We start from the raw sequence: 24,030 nt of genomic DNA, 5'->3' as shown, positions 1-24,030 counted from the left end.
CACGGTTGATCGAAGAAAGAAATGAATTAGTTACGCAAGCAAACCAGTCGGAACAACTCAACCGGAGACGGAAGCCGAGACCGGAGAAGCAACCCGAGCAAGCAACCGCCCCAACACCTCCTGCCCCTCAACCCAATCCCCCAACCCCGACTCCGCATTGATATGCCCCACCTCCCCGGCATAAACAAACTCACTCCCCCACAAAGAGGCCCAATGCTCCGCCCGCGCAGCAGTCATCCAGGGATCATCCCCGCTCCCCACCACAATCGAAGGAAACGGCAACGCCGCCTGAACGAAATCCGCCACACCGAATTTGACCGGATCCGCCGGCGCCACCAGCAAAGCCCCCGCAATCAGACCTGCATCCGCAGCAGCCCGATGCACCGTAGTCAGACAACCAAAGCTGTGCGCAACAATCAGCGTCGGCCGCACATCGCGCTGCAAAACCTCGTGCAGGCGCTGCGACCACACCGGCAAATCCGGCGTATCCCAGCGATCCTGCTCGACACGTTCAAAGGAAGGATAAAGACGCTGCCAGCGCGACTGCCAATGCTCAGCCCCGCTGCCGTGCAAGCCCGGGACGACCAGCACGCGAAAATCGGCCAGGCGCGGTAATTTGCTCCGATTTTCTTGCAGTGCAGTCGTCTCGCGCATGTCAGGCCACCTTGATGTCGGAAGGCGTGGTCGCCGAATGGCAATCGTGCGCGGCTGGCGCAGCCAGCGTCGATTTCGGCGTATCCCACAGATAGCCCTGAGCATACACCGGCAGCGCGAGCGCTTGCCCGAATGCCTGCAATCTGGCGAACACGTCCGGGTTTTCAACACGCTTGAAGACCACCCGGATATCCTGCTCGCCGGCGATGCGCAACAGCTTCTCAGTGCTTTGTTCATCGGTGATCTCGCGCGCATCGACCTTGATCAGATCGGGCTTGACCTTCTCCAGCAAGGCCAGCGCATCGCGCGCGTCGCTTGCGCTGACGCCCAGCCTGAATCCGTTGCGCCGGTAATTGTCCAGCACGTAGTTCAGCAACCAGCGCTGGTTGTGCGTGACCACCGGCATTTGCAACACGATCTGCTCATGCGGCAACTCCAGCATATTGAGGATGCGCCGGAAGGCAATCCCGTGATTGCTGTCGACTGCCGCCAGCAGGCGCGCGTGCACGCTCAGGTGAAGACTGACGTCGTCCTCCACCTGGCGATAGAAATTGATGGAATGCAGCATGCGGCACAAACGGTCCAGCTCGACCGATTCGTCGTCGCTGGCGGCCTGGTCGAGCAGGCGCCACAGATGCAGGCCGCTGTCGTCTTCCGAATAGCTGCGCGCGAATCCTTCGTGCGCAACGATGCCGGCGTCGACAATCGTCGTACTTCCAAATGCGCGTATCGGTTGGAAGGCGGACGTCAGCGTCGTATTGAAATACTTGCCTTGCGCCCGCCCTTCCGCATCCAGCCACACCCTGGACTCTTCCCTGACGGAGCCGTTGAGACGAGCAAGATATTTTTCCAGGGTTTGATACTTCATCAATGGCTCCGATGCAATAAGAGCGGCTAACAAAACACCGCTGTCGGCGTTGCTTCTGCTAGCCGTACTTTCGTACTGTCTTCGTCGGCGCGCCTTGCCATCGGCGTTTTGTTAGCCGCTCTAAAGATGCAGCCAGAATCAGAGCTTGGCGATCGAGACTTCGGTCGCCTTGACCAGCGCCACCACTTCGCTGCCGATCACCAGGCCCAGGTCCTTGACCGAGCGTGTGGTGATGACGGAGGTGACGATACCGGCCGGCGTCTCGACATCGACTTCGGAGACGACGGATCCCTCGATGATGGCTTTCACTTTGCCTTTGAATTGGTTACGAACGTTGATGGCTTGAATGGTCATGCTTTGCTCCTTGAGGGACTGCGGTTAAAAAACGAATGAGATAAATCAAATGGCCCACTGCACCTGGCTGACGCTCTTTTGCAATGAGATATCGCCGAGCGTGCTGTCCGGCGCACTGGCCGGATGTTGCAGCACGCGCGAGAGAATAGCTTCTTCGATCTGGGCGAAGGCGAGGTTGCCGCGTGCACGCGGCCGCGGCAGATCGATCACCTGATCGAGCGTAATGCGACCGTCTTCGATCAGCACCACGCGGTCCGCCAGCGCGATCGCTTCCTGCACATCGTGGGTCACCAGCACGGCGGTGAAGCCGCGCTTTTGCCACAGCGATTCGATCAGTTGCTGCATCTCGATGCGGGTGAGCGCATCCAGCGCGCCCAGCGGCTCGTCGAGCAGCAACAATTCAGGGTCGTGCACCAGCGCACGTGCCAGGGCGACGCGTTGACGCTGGCCGCCGGACAGCACCGCCGGCCATTCGCCGCCGCGCTCTTCCAGGCCGACCTGGCGCAGCGCTTGCGTCGCCGACGACAGCGCCGATTTCGGCAATCCGAGTGCGACGTTGTTGAGCACGCGCTTCCATGGCAACAGGCGCGAGTCCTGAAACATGATGCGCGTTTCAGGCTGATGCCCGTCCTGGGCGAAGGCGATGTCGCCACTGGTGGCGGTTTCCAGTTTGGCGATCAGGCGCAGCAAGGTGCTCTTGCCGCAACCGCTGCGGCCGACGATGGCGACGAACTCGCCCGGCTTGACCTCCAGCTCGACCGCCTTCAGCACTTCGCGCCCGCCGTAGGATTTGGACAGCGCCCTGGCGGCGACGCGAACGCCGCGCACCTGGCCGGTCTTCTGCTCGGCGACCTGTTTTACTTCCGTGGTTTCAACGTGATTGTTTTGCATCATGTCACCCTCTTTCATTGGTAACCCGGATGCCAGCGCAACCAGAATTTTTCCAGGCCGCGCGCCAGCACGTCGGCCAGCTTGCCCAGCAAGGCGTACAGCAGGATGCCGACCAGCACGACATCGGTCTGCAGGAACTCGCGTGCATTCATGGTCATGTAGCCGATGCCGGCCTGCGCCGAGATCGTCTCCGCCACGATCAGCAGCACCCACACCAGACCCAGCGCAAATCGCACGCCCACCAGTATCGACGGCAAGGCGCCCGGCAGGATCACATCGCGATACAGCGGCCAGCCCGACAAGCCGTAACTCTTGGCCATTTCGATCAGGCCTTTGTCGACCGAACGAATGCCGTGAAAGGTGTTGAGGTAGATCGGAAAGAACACGCCGACCGAGACCAGAAACAGTTTCGACATTTCATCAATGCCGAACCAGAGGATCACCAGCGGAATCAGCGCCAGCGCCGGAATATTGCGCACCATCTGCAAGGTGGTGTCGAGCAAGGTCTCGGCCTGGCGGAAGGTGCCGGTCAGCAGACCGAGCAACAAACCAAGTCCGCCGCCGACGGCAAAACCGGAAGCCGCACGCCCTGTGCTCACGCCCAGATGCACCCACAGTTCTCCGGTCACCGCGAGATGCCATGCCGCGCGCAAGACGGCGAACGGTTCCGGCAAAATGCGGCTGGACAGCCAACCGGCCTGCGCAGCGATTTGCCAGAAGACGATCAGCCCGACCGGCAAAGCCCACGACGCCAGTTGCCTGCCGCCGAAACTGTCGCCGCGCTCGTTCTTGCGTGCCGGTTTGGCCGGCGCAGCGGATGTAGCGACTGCTGCAGTTTCGGCTACGCCTGAACTTGTGATGCCTGCACTCATGTCGATTCCTCAGCTTTCGGAGACGCGCAGTTCCTGCGGCTCTTTCCTGGGCGCCGACGGCACGTGGGTATTGGCCACGATCTCGCCGAACGGTCCGGTGATGTTGAAGCCCGGCAGGTCTTCTTTCTGCTTGCGCGGCAGCAGCGGAAATACCAGCTCGGCAAAACGGTAAGACTCTTCCAGATGCGGGTAGCCCGACAGGATGAAGGTGTCGACGCCCAGATCGGCGTATTCCTTCATGCGCGCCGCCACCGTCGGCCCGTCGCCGACCAAGGCCGTACCGGCGCCGCCGCGCACCAGGCCGACGCCGGCCCACAGGTTCGGGCTGACTTCCAGCTTGTCGCGCTTGCCGCCGTGCAGCGCCGCCATGCGGCGCTGACCTTCCGAATCCATCTTGGCGAACGACTTCTGCGCCTTCTCGATGGTTTCATCGTCGAGTTTGCTGATCAGTTCGTCCGCAGCGCGCCAGGCGGCTTCATTGGTTTCGCGCACGATGACGTGGAAGCGAATGCCGAAGCGCAATGTGCGGCCGGCCTTTGCCGCGCGGGCGCGCACCTTGGCGATTTTCTCGGCAACGGCTGCCGGCGGTTCGCCCCAGGTCAGGTAGACGTCGACCTGCTCTGCCGCCAGATCGATCGCTTCGTCCGACGAGCCGCCGAAATACAAGGGCGGATACGGCGCCTGGATCGGCGGATAAATGGCCTTGGCGTCCTTGACGCTCAGATGCTTGCCTTCGAAATTGGTCTCGCCGCCGGTGTGGGTCTTGCTCAATACTTCACGCCAGATCTTCAGGAATTCGTCGGAGATTTCATAACGTTCCTGGTGCGTGCCGAAGATGCCGTCGCTCTCTTGCTCGGCCGGATCGCCGCCGGTGACGACGTTGACCAGCAGGCGACCGCCTGACAGACGGTCGAAGGTCGCCGCCATGCGTGCGGACAAGGTCGGTGCGCTCAGGCCCGGACGCACCGCCACCAGGAATTTCAGTTGCCGGGTTTCGGCGATGAGGCTCGATGCCGTCACCCAGGCGTCTTCACAGGATCGCCCCGTCGGCAGCAGCACGCCGTCGTAGCCGAGCGTGTCGGCGGCGACTGCCACTTGTTTCAGATAGTCGTGGCTGACGCGACGGCCGCCTTCCGAGGTGCCGAGATAGCGGCTGTCGCCATGGGTGGGGAGAAACCAGAAAACGTTCATTGCAGACTCCAATCGATAATATTCAATACCGTGCAAAATCAGTTTTGCGCCACGCCCCGGAGAGCGCAGCGCGTGGATGCAGTTACTTCAGCACCGCATCCTTGACGTTCAGTTTTTTCGGGATCAGCTTCAGCTCGAAGAAAGCGTCGGCGATGCGTTGCTGCTCATCCAGCACCTTGGCGTCGACCGGCTTGAAGATGTGCTCGTAGCGCTTCAGGCTGACTTCGATGACGTCAGGATCCAGACCTTGAATCGGCGCCAGCTGTGCGGCAGCTTCCTTGGTGTTGGCGCGGATCCATTGACCTTCCTTGGTGATTTCTTCCAGCAGGACTTTGAGGATCTCGCCATTCTTTTCTGCGAACGGACGCGCGCTCAGGAAAAACTGATGATGGCTGACCACGCCGACGCCCGTCGCCAGACGGCGTGCGCTGATCTGCTTCTCGGCGGCAGCCTGGAACGGATCCCAGATGGCCCAGGCATCGACGGCGCCTTTTTCAAACGCGGCGCGCGCATCGGCCGGCGCCAGGTAGACCGGCTGGATGTCGCTGTAAGTCAGGCCGGCCTTCTTCAGCAAGGCAACCACCAGCCAGTGCACGTCGGAACCTTTGTTGAAGGCGATCTTCTTGCCCTTGAGTTCGGCGACGGTCTTGATCGGCGAATCCTTTTGCACCAGCAGGCCTTCGGCGTTCGGAGTCGGGATTTCATAGGCGCTGTAGACGAAGTTGGCGCCCGCTGCCTGCGCAAACACCGGCGGCGCTTCGCCGACATAGCCGAAGTCGACCGAGCCGACGTTCAATGCTTCCAGCAATTGCGGACCTGCGGCGAACTCCGCCCACTTCACTTCCACGCCTTGCGCTTGCAGACGTTTTTCCAACGCGCCGTGCGCCTTGAGCAGCACCAGCGTGCTGGCGGCCTTCTGGTAACCGATGCGCAGCACCGGCTTGGATTGCGCCAGAGCGACATTGCCGAAGCCGGTTGCAGCGATCGCTACGGTCAAGGCCGACAACAGGCTGACGGCGCGGCGTCGGGAAAAATATTGTTGTGCACTCATGTTGTTTTCCGTTTTTTTGCGTAACAAGGTCCCTCCGCGTTGCCATGCATATCGCGGATACTGAGGACAAATTAAAAAATGAAATGCTGTCTGGGGCGTCTAAACGCTACATCGGATCTGCGAAAAAGGAACGTCGCTGAATTCGCCCGGCGCAGTCTTGTGCAAGGCGATCAGGCTGTTCGACAATTGCTCGACGCCTTCCTGCACGCGCGCAATGATCGGCGTGTCCAGCACCAGGCCATCCTGCTCCGACCACACTACCTGCGCTTCCGTCGCGTAAATGCTGGGCAAGACATGCTTGGGATTGAGCGACGACAGCACCGGACGCAAGGCGTAATCGAGCGCCAGCATGTGCGACTGGCTGCCGCCGGTCGCCAGCGGCAACACCAGCTTGTTGGTCAGGCCGAATTGCGGCAACAGATCGAGGAAGGCTTTCAGCACGCCGCTATACGCCGCCTTGTACACCGGCGTGGCGACGACTACGGCGGAGGCTTCTTCGACACGGGCCAGCGCGGCCTTGATCTCGGCGTCGTTGAAGTCGGCACGGATCAGCGCCTGCCCCGGCAAGTCGCGCACATCCAGTTTGGAATAGCGATGGCCCAATGCAGCCAGCTTGTCGCCGACGTGATGCAGCAAACGGGTGGAACGGGATGGTGCTGAAGGACTACCGGCCAGCAAGAGAATCGTCATGGTCAACTCAAAGGATGAATCTGGTGATGGCTCCGGAAATCGTCATGTCGGTTTCCGGAGATGTCATGTATTGTTGAGGTGTTTATTTCTTGCCCGGCACGTACAGCTGATCGAAACTGCCGCCGTCGGAGAAGTGATCCTTCTGTGCCTTCTGCCAGCCGCCGAAGGTGTTGTCGACGGTGATCAGATTGACCTTGGGATATTGCGAGGCGTACTTCGCAGCGATCTTCGGATTGATCGGACGGTAGTAATTCTTGGCGATGATTTCCTGGCCTTCGTCGGAATACAGATGCTTCAGGTATTCTTCAGCGACCTTGCGGGTGCCGCGGCGGTCAACGACCTTATCAACGACGGCGACAGGCGGTTCAGCCAGGATGGAGATCGATGGCGTGACGACGTCGAACTTGTCCGGGCCCCATTCCTTGAGCGAAATCAGCGCTTCGTTCTCCCACGCCAGCAGGACGTCGCCCAGGCCGCGCTCAACGAAGCTGATGGTAGCGCCGCGCGCGCCGGAATCCAGCACCGGTACGTTCTTGAACAGCTTGGAAATATAGTCGCGCGCCGCGGCGTCGTTGCCGCCCTTCTTCAAGGCATAGGCCCAGGCTGCCAGGTAGTTCCAGCGTGCGCCGCCGGAGGTCTTCGGATTCGGCGTGATCACCGAGACGCCCGGCTTGATCAGATCGTCCCAGTCCTTGATGTGCTTGGGATTGCCCTTGCGCACCAGGAACACAATAGTCGAGGTGTAAGGCGAGCTGTTGTGATCGAGGCGCTTTTGCCAGTCGGCCGGCAGCAGCTTGGCCTTTTCGGAGATTTCATCGATGTCGTAGGCCAGCGCCAGCGTGACGACGTCGGCGTCAATACCGTCGATCACCGAACGGCCTTGCTTGCCCGAGCCGCCATGCGATGCCTTGATGGTCACGTTGTCGCCGGTCTTGGCTTTCCAGTATTTGGCGAAGGCCTTGTTGTAGTCCGCGTAAAGTTCACGAGTCGGATCGTAAGAGACATTCAGCAACGAGATATCTGCGGCGTGCGCCAGCGGCACGACCTGCGAAAACAAGGCTGCCACCGCAACCGACTTGATAAACTTTTTCAACATGATCTGCATCCCTCTTGGTTCAGTTTTGTTCTGGAGGTCACAGATTAATGAGTGGGCAAGGAAAAACGAACGAATACTTTCTTCTCTCAATATGCGAAAAACAGATATGCAATCGCAACGCCGCTGAATATAGAGCCGGCCTGTTCATATCAAATTCGCATAAGGGAATCACCGGGAGCAATATAGCGGTGAATGTGGCGTCCGGCTTGGGGGAGTATTCGCATATGCAGTAGTTGGTAGAGCAACATCAAATAGATGGTATCCGAGAGTGTCCATTTCTGGCCGATTGCGGACGGTCGTCGAGCCGATGAGCTTTAAATTTCAGGTGTGGTTTTGAAAAAAACGTCGTGTTGATTCGATTTCTCTCGACTGTAACTAGCTTTAAATTCTTGAAGGCTTTCCGCTGCAGTCCAAAGATTGGAAATGTAAAAAAATTCTTTTTCGAAGGGAACTTCAAACTCTGAAATATCAGTCGCGTATTCGCAGTTTCGACTAAGCATTGTTAGCCAATCTACATAGGCCAACTCCGAATAGAGCTTGCTCAGCTTCATATCCAATGAGTGAATTGTTTCGAAACCATGTAGATAGGCAATGCGTAGTGCCGCTACAAACTTTCCCGCAATGAATTCGTCGGCTAAGCGATCCGTTCCGCAGTAACGCTCTAAAAGTGTTTCTACAATTGGACGCACATCATCCATTTCGCTAGCGGCGGCGAGAAGAATGATGTCAAGGTCTTCTCCTTCTTCATTGTTACGCAACCGGTTCATGGCCCAGTTCACGCAACCTGAACCATTCCCCCAACCAAATCGAAGGTGAAAATATTCCTGTTCGAGAATCGAGATGGACTCCATTTTTATCCTCAAGTTGAAGCGACTGCTTCTGGCAGGAACCTGCCGTTAAGACAAAAGCGACCAAGTCACGCAAGCAACGTCATGTTGTGCTGCGAATTGCGAGTTATGAGGAGGGGCTTACGATCAATGCGGGGCCGTGGCTAGAAACAAACCATGGCGTTCCGTCCACTCGCCTTTGCCTGATACATCGCCATATCCGCACGTTGCAGCAGCGATTCCAGATCGTAGCTATCGGCAGCGACGCCGATGCTGATGGTCACGCCGAGATTTTCTGTTTGCCAGGGAATCGCCGTGTCGGCAACGGCTTGTCGAAATTTATCGGCAAGTATTTTGGCAGCGGCGACCTCCGTATTCGGCAGTAATACGGCAAACTCTTCCCCGCCGAAGCGGCCGCATATATCCGTTTTACGGAATCGCGATTCGAGCAAATGCCCCATTTTTTTCAGGACAAGATCGCCGGCGCCGTGGCCATGGGTGTCATTGACGTGTTTGAAAAAATCGATATCGATCAGCAGGATGCTGACTGGATGCGCGTTGCGTTCGCACAGCCGAATTGCCTGTGCGCCGCATTCGACGAAGGCTCGCCGGTTGAAGATGCCGGTGAGGGCATCGGTACGGGCCATGTTTTCTGCTATATCGCGGGCGTGTTGCAACTGATAACTCAGTAACAGGCTACTTTGCATGGCGTTTGAAAGTACTTTTGTCCCCAGAAATGCGGTGGCCATCATGACGGTGGAAGCGATCGCCATGCCAAGTGCGGCCTGGCCCGGCTGGATGTACAGCCATAATGTGCTGGGTAACATCACGGAGCTCATCGCGCAGATTGTCATTACGCGATGAGAGGCGTAGGTAACCATGCTGCCACCGAGCATACCGGCCAGGAAGAACAGCACAATACCCTGTTGCATCGTTTTGCATTCGTGTATCAGATACAGCGCCCCCAGTCCCCATATAAGCGAGGACAGCATGAGCGTTACCGCATACGGACGTTCCCAGGCCAGAATCTGCGGCCCCTGAGGGCTAGCCTCAAAATAACGCAGGAACATGATCAGGCGGATAAGTGTGCTTACACTAAGCACGCTAATCCATGCATAGGCAGCGTGCGGCGAAACGCTTCCCCACAGTGTCCAGCACATGATGCAGGCGATCAGCAGACTCAGAAAAAGAGCCGGGAAAGACTGACGAAAAAGAAGTGAAAGCCTATCGGCGCGAATCGCCGCGTCATAGGGGGATACAAGCTGGTCGGTGATCGTCGGCGGAACGTTTGTCATTATTTATTGGTTTTAACGAGTTCCTGTGGGCTGCCGCCATTTTTTCAGGACGGGACAGAACGGCGCCGTCTTTGCGTCTGTCGAAGCATATACAGCGCGCTTATCTTCTAATTATTTGTCACGTTGTGCAAGAGGGAAAAGAGCTTGCCCGAAGAGTTGCTCGTGCGAAATTCTTAAAATTGAAATGCCGATGATTATTGATTTCCTGGGTCGTTTCAGTCAGCGTCGACTAGGAAGCGGTGGCCTTTTCGATTTTTTGGTAAAGCTCTGCGGCGCTTCATCTTTATCGTATCCGTGATTAATTTCGTGCCTATTCAAAGACAGCTTCTGGCCGGTTGCGGACGGATACTACTTCTTGTCCAATCAAATGTGTTTTATTCGGGGCAGCCGGCGCTGCCGCGAAAGAATTTCACTGCCGTGTTCGCACAGGCATTGTCGATGTACAAGATTGCAAAGATGTGACCAACTTGTCCGCCAAGTCTGTCAGACGGCGCGTCATCTCTGCTTCGGTCTCCGCCACGGCTGGCTGCGGCGCCATCTGAAAAACCGCGACCTCGATACGGTCGGGTCCCCTAACAAACACACGATGGACGGACAGCGATTCTATGGGTTGCTTGGCGGGGTTATAGAAGGCACCGATATTTAACGGGAACGGACCGTTTCTCGACTCAGGCGCAATATCTTTCATTTTCAAGCCCAGCGTCGGGCCAAAGCCGGTGGTCAAACGCTCCACTCCGAAGCTGCGCCCGGAGGCGCTTTCGCCCTGGCGATACATGTCCGCTAATTTGGTGATTTCCGCTTCCGCATCGCGCCCCTCGGGAACGACAGATACCGCAATCGCAGCCATAATTTGCTGATCGTAAATCGTGCGTACCAGATGAATCGCATTACGATTGAACATTCCGGTCACCATTCTCTTCGCCCTGTCTGGCGTGGGGAACGCCACGCAGAAGACTCCTGGGAATGCATACTTTCCATCCCAGCCGCCATTGGGCCAGGTCATCTCATAAGTTTTTCCAGAAAGCGTGTATTGCTGCGCAAGCACCGGCATTGCCCCAAGTGCCAGAACAATTCCTAAGCTCACGATCTTTTTTTGAAACTTGCGCCCCATCACTATTTCTCCTTAAAAACACGCTTGAAATTTGTTAATTTTTTCTTTTCTCATCGCGAACGTTGTTGCGGGCGATTAATGTAAGAATTAAAAAAAGCTCGGCATGAATTAGTCTGATGTCCGTTATGGAGCGACCGCTCCTAGCCGATTACAGACATTCGACTATTTTCAACGCCTAAGCAATAGCGCCAAATTCCAGCGTTAGTCGCCGGTGAATTTTATATAAGTATGTGTTCTATCGACTGCCCGTTCTATTAAACGAACAACCTTCTCTAGATGCGCGCGTGTTTCTTTATCAGAGGTGTCCTGCCTGACAGAACGAAGTTCACTTAACAGCACCGGAATCTGGGTTCTGTTAAAGACGGTATTACCCCAAGGGTCAATGAAGCGTACGCATGTTGAGGTCAAGCTTGGCCATGTGGATATGGCCAATGCAGTCAAGTATCCCCGGGGGTCGAACACCTCCTGTATTGGCTCATGGCGCTCGGTTATCCAAGCCACGTCAATTCCCATCACTTCCCCAAAAAAGTTCAAATCAACAATTTCTTCTTCTGGCCGTTAGCGGCCTCTTGCGTTCCCAACGTGAGCGTGAGGCCCCCTTGGCATACTTCGCATAGCAATAAATATATAAGCAATAGCGATCAATACAGATGCACCCACCGACAGGCTAATTATGGGGACATCTAGGAATTGTGTTACCTCCGCACGCGGCACAGTTATCAATTTAGATACCGTACCTTCAGCGACAATCGCAACCGTAATCTTTTGTTGTAGATAGACTCGATATAGTGAAAAAATTGCTGCGGCACTAGCAATCGACACCAAAAAAATTCCGACTGCGATCCAAAGGCGCTGTGTCGTAGTTCTTAAAGTTAGCGTTGCTGCCACCATTGGAATAAACACGAAGGAAAAACAGATGAACCATACCTTCCAGTGCAACATTAATGGGGTAAAGGGTGTTTGCGAAGGTAGCACCAACCTCCCATTATCGGATGTAAGTAACCATATCAAAAGTCCCAAGTAAGCGTCTTTAAATCCCGTTGTCACGATAAATCCCGCGATCATTGAAAACACACCCAGAACGACGAGGAAGCGCGGTGATTTGGCCGCTGCAATATCAAGACCGAAAAACGATTTGTCAGGGTTATCACTGCTAACTACAGATTTCATAACTTAAATCTCAAGGAAACTAAATATGTAAAGACCAATGCTTGCTGAAGAATTTTTGCCCGTAGTTCTCACTATGAGGCTGTCCGCTTCTGGCCGATTGCTGCCCTTGACGATTACACGCGTCGATATGGATGATACTCAGACAATACCGGCTCTTCTATGCTCAATACAGATACGCAGTCATGAATTCCCGTGATCAAATACTCTTTGATATCAGGATCTATTTTTGGTGAGATGCTTCCGGGCCGATTAAGCTCTTGCGCTAACCATCCTCCGTCAAGAACCCGAAATAACCATCCTGCCGGTGTCGAGCAGACAGGCCAATATTCCATTAAATCACGCTCATCGGCTATCCGGACGCTAATTGCAAAGTGAAATGTTACGCAGCGCCCAGACTGCTTTTTCAGGTCACTAACGTAGATTTTCAAAGTACCTTCTCCTCGCCGTTCAATCAGATCGATCTCTGTTTCATCTGGAAATGTAAAGGAGGTCAAGGAATGCGCAGCGACGGTCATGGTGTATTAAGGAAATCTATTAAGAAAAATCACTCTGAGATTGACCGTTTCTGGCCGGTTGCGGACGGTCGTCGAGCCGATTCGATTTAAATTTCAGGTGCGTTTTTTGAAAAAACGTCGTGTTGATTCGATTTCTCTCGACTGTAACTAGTTTTAAATTCTTGAAGGTTTTTCGCTGCAGTCCAAAGATTTGAAATGTAATCGAATTCTTTTTCGAAGGGAACTTCAAATTCTGAAATGTCAATAGCGTATTCGCAGTTTCGACTAAGCATTGTTAGCCAATCTACATAGCCCAACTCCGAATAGAGCTTGCTGAACTTCATGTCCAATGAGTGAATTGTTTCGAAACCATGTAGATAGGCAATGCGTAGTGCCGCTACAAACTTTCCCGCAATAAATTCGTCTGCTAAGCGCTCCGTCCCGCAGTACCGCTCTAAAAGCGTTTCTACAATTGGACGCACATCATCCATTTCGCTAGCGGCGGCGAGAAGAATGATGTCAAGGTCTTCGCCTTCTTCATTGTTACGCAACCGGTTCATGGCCCAGTTCACGCAACCTGAACCATTCCCCCAACCGAATCGAAGGTGAAAATATTCCTGTTCGAGAATCGAGATGGACTCCATTTTTATCCTCAAGTTGAAGTGACTGCTTCTGGCCGATTGCGGCCGTCCAAAACGTCAGATTTCATCCAACTCTAGCTAGATTTACGGAGAAACCATTCCCAAGCCTTACGGTACCAACGAGGCCTTACAATTTGAATATCCGAAACTTCCGTCCCAGGTACAATTTTCACCCAACCAGTGGCCACATTCGGTTGTTGGAGCTTTTGAAATAGTTCAAGCGTGCTGTCTAGTCTAGCTGTCTGATGTTCATCCGTGACGTGCTCTTGCATTTCATGTACTGAGGTTATTAGCGAAGGCAATAAACTCTCTGGAAGCTGAATTTCGTGGCAAGCACCAAAGGTATCAAATGACGCATTAAAACCTTTTGAGAATGACTCAAGCGCGGCGCTCCCGCCACGAACCAACAATGCACCCCCAAGCGGTGCGAAATGTCCTGGTGCACCCCAAGCCTGTACCGCCCAATCTGCATCGGCAAGAAACAGATTTTCAAGCAGGGGCAACGGCACTCGCTCGGAATTCGCGAGGCATTCCTGTACAACGGTCCAGCGAAACGATTGATTTGCGTCGATAAATTCTTCGGCGTGCTTCCCGTTCCAAGCGAACGCAATTCTTTCATGCCCCGAAGGGGTGTAGTGTTCGATGAATTCGGTAATTTCAGACACAAAAACTCCAATTAGTTCAAAGGCCGGTGTTGGCCGGTTGCGGACGTTGGTAACGAGCTGACTCACTCGCCCACGCTGTTCTTGGTTGGATGTTTTCTAAGCCTCCATACCAATGGCAACTATATATTCGGCAACTTTGAGTGCCAGGATATGCCCTTAGATGAAATTGAGAAAATCAGCGTTCTGGATAGCTCTTCCCATGGATTGAAAGCGGTATCGAATTCAACGAGCGCATAGTCACGACCGCAAGTTTGCCAGCTCATGCATGGACAGGCATTAAGTGGGCTATTCCACGGCAGCTTACTAAGTGCTAAGAGAGCTGCTATGGCCGCATTACGGGTGCTGAATTCTCCGCACCACTCTGAGTGGATTTCATCCTCAACAATAAACATAGTCTAGGCAAGGTTCAGTCATATATTTTCTGTTCTTTCCGCTGCGGCTGGCTGGCGTTGCGGAGACGAAGTCTAATTTGCTTTCTTACTCCGTGGGATTTTCACAGTTTCCGAACACTTGCTATCTTGGCTGATAACCCTGGGCTCGTAAGCTCCTGCCTTGAACTCTCCTTCTGTACTCAGCGATAGACACTCCGCTCGAATTCTGAAAATATCTTGTGCTTAGTATCGAACTCAGGACCAAGGGTTCGGAGCACGTTCTCAATGCGGCTAGCCCCAACAAAAAGTCCGACCTGTAATGTCAATAGCGCCTTGGCCGAACTGACCAATTTTCGCACTCGTGCAGCTCGCTGTTCAGGAGTCATAGGTAGCAATACAAATCTATATGTCCGTTGCTGGCCGATTGCCGTCATGTCAGTCAGGCCATCCAATATTGTGAACATACGTGCCACAGTAGCGAAAGGATTATGCGCGTGATGCCCAAGTGGAGGCTGACCGAAACTGTCCTGGCTACAAGAATCAAATACCGTAGCTGCGTATCTCTCAGCATATCTGTTGATGCGCTTCACCGTCGCGGACTTGTCCTCAGGATAAGCAAGGCTCCGCCCAACTGAGCAGTAAAACAGAAATCCTATTTACAAAATGCATAGAGCTTGCACGGAAAGAGTTCGACAGGCACTACGTTCTCCGGATCCGTTGTATTGAGGAACTCCGCCTTGCATTGGGCCGCACTCCAGAATTCCGTCTGTTTGATGAGCGATACGACAAGCAAATAGGTATTGTCGGGCTTGGGCTTAAAGATCGCCTCAAAATGACAAACTTCTCTCTTGCTTGCCATCCAATCCGCATTGAGCAGTACTGCTCTGCCTGGAGTCGGCGCAGACATTTTCCATCCAGAACTTTGCTTGTTGCTTCCCTTGACATACCCCTTCGAGCGATCGCAGTCGTTGATGAAGGAAATCCCGCAATCCGTAAAACCCAGAGTCGCGTAGACACCATATGAATCCGGATCCGATATGTACAACGTGGCTGCCGGACCGACAACCGGTTTTTGACTTCCTGAGGCGCAGGCGGTGCATATGATGATGCAAGTGGTGATCAGTAAGTATTTTAGAGTTTTCATGTGAATTTAATTTTTCTTACTAAGACGGCAATCGATCTACAGAAGAAATTCGTAGATCTTTTTTATTTTTAGAAAGTGCTTCGGAAGCGAAGCCTGGTACATAGATGCTATAAATCCTATCGCTCACGGCTCTTCAAATTCTGAACAGACATAGCGTTTTCCGCCTTCCTCAATGATCTCAGGGGGCGTGAGATGTGCTCCGCAGATCGTGTTGTGAAAAGGTGGAGTCATTCACTTTGCAACGGTTGAATTACTTATCGGCCTAGAGCAACATCAATTGAAGAGATTCCATTTTGCGGGCAAATTAACGGTGCCATTATTTATCAGCAGAAAAGCACCTAGAGGCATCCGGAAAAACATTTTCAGACCACCTATAGAATTCTGACTTCTCTTGAATGACCATGTACGTTGTCCCATCGTATACCTTAAGACTTTGCCCTTCTGTAATTAGTTTTTCCAGAACACGAAGCCTCTTCTCAAGCCACTGCATAGGCGCGGCTGTTCCATAAATTTCAGCATCCCTAAATTCTTTCAGAGAAGCCGCCGAGACATAACCGTTCGCTATTTCGGAATCCAATTCGCTATTACTCAATTTAATTTCACCTTATTTCTTAATCATGTAGCCCGTTGCGGCATCGTAGCGGTAGCCATTTGCCAGTAGATATTGGTACTCTTTACCAAAACCCGTTTGAACGCCGTTTTTAACTAACACATAGCTCGTTGGATTTGTTGCCAAGACGATATCATCGCCTCGGCGAATCGCAGCATCTAAAAATGGGCGATTTACCTGCTCCCAAAATTGAGTTGGGCCCAATGCGTTATATAACTCATCTGGTGTGTTTAACAAATTGAAACCTCCAACTTTGGGATCAAGGTATCCCATATTTTTCGGAATTCCAATTTGCTGATTAATAATACTATTGGTGTCATCAATCCAAGTACCCAAAACAGTCGTTGTTTTATCCGGATTAGCTTGAATTGCCTTTCCCGTGGAAGCCTTCAACGCCTGCGGAAGCTCTACACCATCCCTGTAGAAATTATTGCTCTTTGCAGCGTCCGTTGTCGCCTTGACGATCGCTTCTGCAATCGCTAGCTCTGTAGCCCCTGGCCCCAATGCTCTCAAGACGTTAAATGCGATTTTACTCACGTCATAAGCAGCTTTGGCATCCATCAACCAAGCCTCTACATAGACTGGAAGCAGCCCCTGAGCCTTAGCTTGTGCAGCTTCCCAATAAGCATGAAGCGTCTCGTTGTCAGGGCAAAGGTTAGGAATTGCACAACCCAACTTGGCCATCTCATCTTTGATATATTGCGCTACTTTATTGCAGGCCTCGCCCTCGCAAGCAGCGATCGATTGCTCTAAAGCTCGGTTAGACGCTTCATCTTTTTTCTGCAATACCTCGGCGGTGTCACAACTTTTTTTATCGCGTTTGGAATAGCAATCGCTCTTTGCTTTGTTCAGATCCTTGCGTTCTTGGTGCCTCAGGTAGTTAAATTCTGTTGAAAGTTTTGCAGTCAGCCCCGCAGCGTTACCGTCTGTTGCTGTTCCACCTGCAAGCTGTGTAGTCGCCTTGGCGACAACCAGCCCTAGCAATTGCACCAATGCAGCTTTGTCTTCGGGACTTATGTCTTCCATTCCCAAAATATCTTTACCGAACATTTGCACTGCCAATTCAGCCGCTGCGGCGCCTGCTGCACCAGTACCGAACTCCCCTCCCATGGCCTTGGTCATCAAGCCACCTATCAGTGCGTGCACAGCCACTTTAGTCGAAGTATCGGCGTCATTCGTCTGCAACCAATCTCCCACTTTTTCATACAGCAGCGGAGCAATCTGCTGCGCCAACTGACTCGTCGCCTTAGCCACTTCCTGATCCCGCTGAATCTTTTGCAGGTCGAATATCTTGTCAATCGGGGCACTGGCGTTCGCCGTATCGTGGTTAATGCTGGCAATGGTCTGCTCGACAGTTTGCCCTGTCTTCTGCTGTTGCCCCGTCGAGTCCGTAATCACGACCGTGCCGTTGCTGATGGCGCTCTTAGTCGTACTTTCTGCGTTGCCTTGCTGCGGATTCTGACTATTGGCGGCCAGATTCGACACGACATTGTTCAGTACGTTTTGTGCCACGCCGACCTTGCCGGTGGTCACGCTCAGCGATGCGCCGCCATTGCTGGCACTGTATTCGGCCTTGTTTTCGATGTCGCTGGTGGTGAGTGTTCCTGTGGTCAGTTTGTTCTTGTCGGCAGTCGCCGCACTGGCGATGACGCTGCCCTTCAAGTCGGTGTTGCTGTTGACGTGGATGTCGTAGCCGCCGTTACCGGCGTAGATGCCGCTTTGCTCGTTGACGCTTTTGTAGGTGCTGTCGATGTTGCCGCTTTCCACACTGCCGCTGGCCGAGACCATATTGCCAAAGCAGAACGGCGGAATGCACAAGCTCACGCCCACGCCTTCACTGTTTTGTTGGCTGTGATAGGTGTCGCTGTCTTGTTGACTGGCGATGTTCAGATTGCGGCCTACATCTGCCGTGATGGTGTCGCCGCGCAATTGCGCGCCCAGCAAATTGGCGTCACGCCCGGCGGTGACGGAGAGCGTGTCGCTGGCGGTGATGTGCGTGTTGTGGTTGACCGTCGATTCGCCATTGGCAACGGCATTGGTTTTGGTAGCACCCAGCTCCAGCGTAAAACCATTCTGGTCGCCGCCCAACGCTACCCCAACGCCAATCGAGGCGCCGCTGGAGTTGCTGCTACTGCGATTACTCGTCGTGTCGGTGGCGCTCATGGCATTGATGTCACGTGCCGCCACTATATGGACGTCTTTGCCGCTAACTTGCGTGCCCATCAGATTGATATCACCATCGACAGCTTTGCCCTGCGCGTCGGTCTGGCCGTTGCCGGTAGCGAGAATTGTCATGAGGTTACCTGCGGCCAGAGTGCTGCCCTGCTGTTGTGTCGCCCGGCTGTTGCTTTGGCTTTCGCTGTTGCTGGTCCCCAGTGCAACTGTTACTTTGACCAACTGAGGCGAGCTGGTGCCGTCAGTCGTGATGCCTTTGGCGGCGGTGGCGGCCATGATGCCGGCCTGGGCGCCATACAGTCCGGTCAGGCGACTGTCGCCGCTGGCCTGGGCAGCCAATGCAGCATTGGTCACCTGGGTGATCTGCCCTGCTACCCCACCCACGCTCATGGTGACGCCAATCTGGTTGCTCTTGTGCGCCTCGGTTTTTTGGCTGGTGTCTGTACCCGCGTCCAGACTGACGTTCTGTCCGATCAGCGTCACATTGTTGGCGGCCGACAAATCGGTGCCTCGAATGTTCAGATCCTGTTTCGCGTCAACCGAGACATTGCCGTTGTTGCTGACGATCTGGCTGCGGACCGGGTTTTGCAGTTGCTGATTACTGTCGACCGTGTCGCTGGTGCTGCGGTAGCCGACCGTGGTGGCGGTGCCATTGTTGCTGCTTCCCAGATTGCCGAAAGCAGTGCTGTTGTTGTCTTGGTGCGAAACCTGCTCATTTTGGCCGGCGTTGATATTGATCTTGCCCTGCTGAGCCAGCAGGGACACATCGTTGTCGCCAACGATGCTGGAGCCCGCCACATTGATGTCGCCGGTATGGCTGTTGATATCGATGCTGCCGGCGCCGATACCGCTGCTCACTTGAGTGGTGGTTACGCCGGAACCGTTACCGTTTGCGTGTGCAACGCCGATCGGGGACATGCTGGTGCCGCCTTGGTTCGGACCGCCCGACAAACTTCGCCCCAAGGTTCCCCAATCCGCTGCGGCGAAGTTGATGGAACTGCTGGAAGAGGAAGTGCTGCTGTCTTGCACCGTGCTGTTCGTCGCCGCGACGATGTTGACGTTGTTGGCCGCGTTGAGAATAGCAGCGCCTCCTGCCGTCAATTGACTTCCCTGAATCGAAATATTGCCGTCAACAGCCCGACCGGAAGCATCGACACTGCCGTTGCCGGTTGCCGTCAAGCGCAAGTCACCCGCGGCGGTAAGCGTACTGCCGTTGTTGGTGATGCTGTCGAGCCTCGCAAAACCGCTGGAGGAACTACTGCCAATCGTGAGCGCAAGTTGCGGCGTCGAAAGCGCCGATGCACCCATTTCATCTCCTGCAGCTTTGGCCTTCTGCGCCTTGCTGCCGCCGCCATTACCGATGGCAAGCATATTCTTGAGGGTATCGTAAGGCGTACCGACCAGGGTCAAACCGATACCGCGTTGACGAATATCGTAGCTTTGTTCAACGTGCGCGATATCCTGGCTGGGGTCAATGGTGATGTTCTGCGCGGTGATCGAGATGCCGCCCCCGGTTCCTGCTACCGCTTTGCCTGCAATCACATTGCTGCCGCTGACAGCAGCATCTTTACCTGCGGTAATCGTGACATTGCCGCCGGTGCTGCCCACCGTACTGGCGTTGTTCGTGACGGAGTTGTTGACCTGCAGCTGATTCTGCGAGGAACTCCCCAGCGACAGCGTCAAACCGCTCGCAAAGAGTCCGGATTTTTTGGATTGGACTTCGAATCTGCTGTTGCTGGTATTTTGCGAGGTAACAATGTTGACGTTGTTGACGGCGTTCAGGCTCACATCACCGGTTCCGACCACGCTACTGCCGATGACGTTCAGATTGTTGCCGGCCTGTACATTGACGGTGTCTCCCGACAAGGTACTGCCAACGCTGGTTGTCGAGCTATCGCTTCTCTGCGCCCGAAAAGACGAAGAAGAGAACAATCCTTTCGATGTGGTGTAAATCGCCTGATCGACACTGCTTCCTTGCTGCGCGGCGCCCAGGTTGACATCGCGTCCGGCGGTCGCGGTCAATGCTCCGCCTGCATTGACATAGGCAGCCTGCGTGTTGATGTCTTGCGCCGCGGACAGCGTCAATGCACCACCAGTAGCGATCGCCGTGCCAAACACCTGGGTCGAGCTCTCATTCAGGTGATTGTCGCTGTTGAAGGTGACGTTATAACTGTCCTGTGTTTTAACCGCTGTCGAATTCACATCGCGCCCTGCGGCGAAACTCGCGCTCCCGGTCGTGTTCACCGCTGCCGCCGCCAGGTTGACATCGCGCCCCGCCTGTACGGTCAACTGGCCGGCATTGACGCTGCTGACCTGGTCAATCTTGGTATTGAGTCCATCGGTGGCCATGTTCGACGCCGTAGTGGTCGCCAACGTCACATCGCGCCCCGCCAGAATACCGACACGATTGCCGCTGATGCTGCCGCTGCTGACCACGTCATTGCTGGCGGTCAACGATACCGTTCCCGCTGTATCCGAACTCTGGATGCTGCCGGTATTCCTGATATCGGTTGCCTGCACGATCATGCTGTTCGATGCCAGCAGCGTACCGCCGTTGTTCAGACTGCCGTTGATGGTCAGGTTGATGTCTTTGGCGGAGACCAGGCTACCGGAGGGAGCGATGTCTTCGGTGCTTACCCGGCTCAGATACACCACTGGCACCAGTGCCTGAGTTTGCGTGCCGTCAGGCAGCGTCACCGGCTTGTTCACCAACCAGACGATGTCGGACGTTAATGCCGCCATTTGCGCATCGGTCAATGCAATGCCCGGCGTGAGCTGGAAGCGTGAGGCCGTCGCTACACCGGCGTCCATCAAGGCCTTGTATTGATCCTCGGCCGTGTTGTAAGCCGCCAGCGTGCGCTTGCCGGTCAATTCGGTGATCTGGTCGCCGATCATTTTCTGCTCATAAAAGCCGTCGCCCAGACGTTTTTGTATCGTCTGTGGATTGAGTGCAAGGCGGCTCAGCATGTAGTCGCTGGAGACGAAGGTTTTATAGCTGGTGAATTTAGGATCGGTTTCGATCAGGTAGTTGAGGCCGGGTTGGGTGACCTGAGGAAACAAACCATTTCCAGGCACCACCAGACCAGGCAATGACCCGGAAATCATGCCGCTGCCGGCATTGGGCCTGCCGGCACTTGCGGCAGCATTGGCGATGCCTGCAGGCGCAGTGTTCTGCTGCACGCTCGCCACCGACAGATCCATTGTGGTCGATGCCTGCACGTTATCGTAAGGATTACCGTCCTGATTATAGGTGTAGTAATTGGTATGCGGATGACCGCTGACCCAGTGATAGTAGTTCTCGTTGGCGGTCATGTGCCAGATGGTGGTCTCGGTGCCAGTGGCGCCGATGTTGTTAATCGCGCCGACCGAACCGCTCAACGTTCCGCCCGCGACCATCAAGCTCTTGTCGTTCGTTACGTTACCCGACAACAGCATGTTGCCACCGGAGCTGATTCGCCCTGGATCGCTGCTCAGCACGACTGTTTTCTGAACCACTTCCGTGTAGTCACGTTTATAGAATTGCTCAAACCGATTGCCGTCCGGAATGACCAGAACGATACCGCCGCCACCGCTATCGCTCCAGGTAACTTGGTTAGCGTCGAACCAGGTATCAGGCGCAGCCCAGTATGCATACTGGGTGACATGCCTGGTCAACGCAGGATCATCTTGCACCGTCGTACTGAAATGATTATTCCGGTTGATCAGCGAAGCCGTTTGCAGATTCAATGCGCCGCCGGCATCGATCGTTGCAGACTCATTAATGATGCTCGTCGCGCTGCCTGTAGCCTGATTGTTGCTATCCAGCGCACCGGCAATGCTCATGTCACCCAGGCTTTGCAGTAACGCATGTTCACTATTGCTTACCTGCGCTGCACCGATCTGCATGCTGTTGCGGGAGGCCACCACGCCCGCGATATTGGTCGTGGCGTCGACATTGTTGGTGAAGGTTTGCGCCCCCAGCGCGACGTCTTCGCCGTAGATTCTGCCGGTATTGTTGAACGTCGTCGTGGCGCGCACCACCGTCGTGGCGCCGGCATTGATCAAGCCTTTGTTGTCGACGCTGTCGGCCGTCAGACTCAGGTTGCGCACTGCACTGAGCATGCCCGTGTTGGCGTTGGCGAAGGCATTGGTCACCGCAATGCTCAGGTCGCGGGTGGCGCTGATGTCACCGGTGTTGCTCAGCGTCGCAAACTGCAAGGAAAGATCGGTGCCGACGTTGATCTGCCCGCCGAGGTTGTTGTTCATCGCCAGTGCCCGCAGCTGCACGTTGCCGTTGCCGCCGATGACGCCGCCATTTGCCACTTGGGCAGCATTGGCATTGACGATCTGCGCACCGCCGTCAATCTGCGTCAGGCCGGTTCCGCTATTGGCGATGCGGCCGCCGCTGTTGTCGAGGCTTGCCGCCGCCAGCGTCAGCGCCGCCGTGCTGCCGTTTGCTTCGATGCGCCCGGCGACGTTTGTCAGCGCAGCGGTAGCGGCAATGTCAATGTTGTTGTCGCTGTGGATCACGCCGTTGGAATTCGTCACGTCGGCGCCCGCACGCACCGTCAACGAGTCCTTGGCGTAGAGATTGCCGCCGGTGTTGTCTATGCCCGCCGTCGCCGTCAGGCTCAGCTTGCCGTTGGCTGCAGCGTTGCCGGACGTATCGACACCGGCCGCCATCGAATTTGATGAAGCGATATCGTGTGCCTGCACCGTGACATCGCCCTGCGCGGCCAGCACGCCGGTGTTGCTGACGCTGCCTGTTGCATTGACCTGCACTGCCTGCTGCGCATACAGGTTGCCGCCGTTGCTCACGTCGCCCTGGCTGTTGATCGCGATGTTGCCGCTTGCGGTGGTGCTTCCGTTGAGCGTAACTTTGCCGTTGTTGTCGATGCTGATGTCGCCGGCTTGTGCAGCGATGGCGCCGAGGCTGCGCACACCGACGCCCGCCTCCGTGCCGACCAGCCTGATCTTGTTCGCATACATGCCGCCCAGTTGCGCCAGGTCGATGCTCACTGTCGGCGCACTGCCTTGTCCCTGGATCACTTGCACGCCGAGGTTGGCGTAGTTCACCAGATTGGCGCCTGTGACGACGTTGAGCTGGTCGCCCCACAACTGGCCGTTGACTTGCACGCTGCGTGCAATCAGATCGACGCGGTCGATTCCCGCGCCGTTCAAACCGCCGCTGTCGATTGTGATATCGCCGCGTGTCACGCGCAGATTCGAAAGGCTGCCGTCTGCGGCGAATTCCGGTGTGCCGGTGGTCAGCACCCCGCGACTGGTATTGATGAAGCCGCAGCCGCTGCAGGAGATCCCGTTGGGGTTGGCGACAATGACTTCGGCTCTTTGACCCGCCACTTCAATATAACCGTTGAGCTGGCTGCGGGAAGCGCCGGTCACTTCGTTGAGAATCAGACGGGCGCTGCCGTTGGCCAGCGCTGCGTTGCCATTGATGTAGCCGGCCTGCTGCGTCTGCGTCACCGTACTTGAGTTATTCAGGATGGCGCCGCCCTGGTTCACGTTGAACTGGTCGTAGCGATTATGCGAAACGCCGGCGGCGTTGGGCGTCACAATTTGCACCACGGGCTTGCCGTTGGCCGACTGATCGACGACCGGACGGCTGGCGGCGTTGCGATCAGCCACGATCTGCGCCTGCACCACGGTCACGCCGCCGAACAGGACGGCAATCATCACGCCCAGCTGCGCCAGCCGCATCCAGCCGGTTCTTGCCGATGGCGCCACGGCGCCTGCGCCGGCGCTTTCCGATGGGCTCTTGCCCTGGCTGGAGACGTTCTCTGCGACGGCCATGAGTGCGCCGCGACGCACGTTGAAGATGACGCGGTAAGCTTGCTTGTTCATTTTATTCTTCGTCTTGTTC

At 55.2% G+C, this 24,030-nt stretch carries 19 protein-coding genes; all 19 read right to left on the bottom strand.

Going from position 1 to position 24,030, the window contains the following annotated elements; genetic code table 11:
- Nucleotides 1–57: 57 nt before the first annotated feature.
- Nucleotides 58–654 carry an RBBP9/YdeN family alpha/beta hydrolase gene (locus AKL25_RS07275; RefSeq protein ID WP_050476956.1) on the bottom strand — a complete coding sequence of 199 codons (597 nt, stop codon included), beginning with the start codon at nt 652–654 and terminating at the stop codon, nt 58–60.
- 1 nt (nt 655) lies between these two features.
- Nucleotides 656–1,522 (bottom strand): EAL domain-containing protein, encoded by an 867-nt coding sequence (locus tag AKL25_RS07270; RefSeq protein ID WP_050476955.1) that lies wholly within the window; start codon nt 1,520–1,522, stop codon nt 656–658.
- A 138-nt stretch (nt 1,523–1,660) separates the two neighbouring features.
- Nucleotides 1,661–1,876: a TOBE domain-containing protein gene (locus AKL25_RS07265; RefSeq protein ID WP_007884497.1), complete on the bottom strand. Its 216-nt coding sequence runs from the start codon at nt 1,874–1,876 to the stop codon at nt 1,661–1,663.
- Between the two features lie 45 nt (nt 1,877–1,921).
- Nucleotides 1,922–2,767, bottom strand: a complete 846-nt coding sequence (locus tag AKL25_RS07260; RefSeq protein WP_050476995.1) for an ATP-binding cassette domain-containing protein — start codon at nt 2,765–2,767, stop codon at nt 1,922–1,924.
- Nucleotides 2,768–2,781: 14 nt separating this feature from the next.
- Nucleotides 2,782–3,639 (bottom strand): aliphatic sulfonate ABC transporter permease SsuC, encoded by an 858-nt coding sequence (gene ssuC / locus AKL25_RS07255; RefSeq protein WP_050476954.1) that lies wholly within the window; start codon nt 3,637–3,639, stop codon nt 2,782–2,784.
- A 9-nt stretch (nt 3,640–3,648) separates the two neighbouring features.
- A complete protein-coding gene (ssuD, locus tag AKL25_RS07250; RefSeq protein ID WP_050476953.1) occupies nt 3,649–4,830 on the bottom strand; it encodes an FMNH2-dependent alkanesulfonate monooxygenase in 1,182 nt (393 codons plus the stop codon).
- 82 nt (nt 4,831–4,912) lie between these two features.
- On the bottom strand, nt 4,913–5,881 hold the full coding sequence (locus AKL25_RS07245) for a sulfonate ABC transporter substrate-binding protein (RefSeq protein ID WP_050476952.1): 969 nt from the start codon (nt 5,879–5,881) through the stop codon (nt 4,913–4,915).
- 99 nt (nt 5,882–5,980) lie between these two features.
- A complete protein-coding gene (gene ssuE / locus AKL25_RS07240) occupies nt 5,981–6,571 on the bottom strand; it encodes an NADPH-dependent FMN reductase (protein ID WP_050476951.1) in 591 nt (196 codons plus the stop codon).
- Nucleotides 6,572–6,653: 82 nt separating this feature from the next.
- Nucleotides 6,654–7,667: a sulfate ABC transporter substrate-binding protein gene (locus AKL25_RS07235; protein WP_050476994.1), complete on the bottom strand. Its 1,014-nt coding sequence runs from the start codon at nt 7,665–7,667 to the stop codon at nt 6,654–6,656.
- Nucleotides 7,668–7,981: 314 nt separating this feature from the next.
- On the bottom strand, nt 7,982–8,518 hold the full coding sequence (locus AKL25_RS07230) for a hypothetical protein (protein ID WP_050476950.1): 537 nt from the start codon (nt 8,516–8,518) through the stop codon (nt 7,982–7,984).
- A gap of 140 nt (nt 8,519–8,658) precedes the next feature.
- Nucleotides 8,659–9,789: a GGDEF domain-containing protein gene (locus AKL25_RS07225; protein WP_050476949.1), complete on the bottom strand. Its 1,131-nt coding sequence runs from the start codon at nt 9,787–9,789 to the stop codon at nt 8,659–8,661.
- Between the two features lie 409 nt (nt 9,790–10,198).
- On the bottom strand, nt 10,199–10,900 hold the full coding sequence (locus AKL25_RS07220; protein ID WP_050476948.1) for a hypothetical protein: 702 nt from the start codon (nt 10,898–10,900) through the stop codon (nt 10,199–10,201).
- A gap of 558 nt (nt 10,901–11,458) precedes the next feature.
- Nucleotides 11,459–12,070 carry a hypothetical protein gene (locus AKL25_RS07215; protein WP_050476947.1) on the bottom strand — a complete coding sequence of 204 codons (612 nt, stop codon included), beginning with the start codon at nt 12,068–12,070 and terminating at the stop codon, nt 11,459–11,461.
- Between the two features lie 113 nt (nt 12,071–12,183).
- A complete protein-coding gene (locus AKL25_RS24135) occupies nt 12,184–12,585 on the bottom strand; it encodes a hypothetical protein (protein WP_157050528.1) in 402 nt (133 codons plus the stop codon).
- 86 nt (nt 12,586–12,671) lie between these two features.
- Complete coding sequence (locus AKL25_RS07210) at nt 12,672–13,208, bottom strand: hypothetical protein (protein WP_050476946.1); 537 nt, start codon at nt 13,206–13,208, stop codon at nt 12,672–12,674.
- 71 nt (nt 13,209–13,279) lie between these two features.
- Nucleotides 13,280–13,870: a hypothetical protein gene (locus AKL25_RS24130; RefSeq protein WP_157050526.1), complete on the bottom strand. Its 591-nt coding sequence runs from the start codon at nt 13,868–13,870 to the stop codon at nt 13,280–13,282.
- 1,023 nt (nt 13,871–14,893) lie between these two features.
- Nucleotides 14,894–15,385: a hypothetical protein gene (locus AKL25_RS07205; RefSeq protein WP_050476945.1), complete on the bottom strand. Its 492-nt coding sequence runs from the start codon at nt 15,383–15,385 to the stop codon at nt 14,894–14,896.
- Nucleotides 15,386–15,701: 316 nt separating this feature from the next.
- On the bottom strand, nt 15,702–15,977 hold the full coding sequence (locus AKL25_RS24125) for a hypothetical protein (RefSeq protein ID WP_157050524.1): 276 nt from the start codon (nt 15,975–15,977) through the stop codon (nt 15,702–15,704).
- 12 nt (nt 15,978–15,989) lie between these two features.
- Nucleotides 15,990–24,011: a hemagglutinin repeat-containing protein gene (locus AKL25_RS07200; RefSeq protein ID WP_050476944.1), complete on the bottom strand. Its 8,022-nt coding sequence runs from the start codon at nt 24,009–24,011 to the stop codon at nt 15,990–15,992.
- Nucleotides 24,012–24,030 lie beyond the last annotated feature (19 nt).

The organism is Herbaspirillum rhizosphaerae (assembly GCF_001189965.1).
Lineage (GTDB): Bacteria > Pseudomonadota > Gammaproteobacteria > Burkholderiales > Burkholderiaceae_D > Herbaspirillum > Herbaspirillum rhizosphaerae.
The sequence above is the reverse complement of the archived record's forward strand: the minus strand, read 5'-3'. Positions and strand labels throughout refer to the sequence as shown.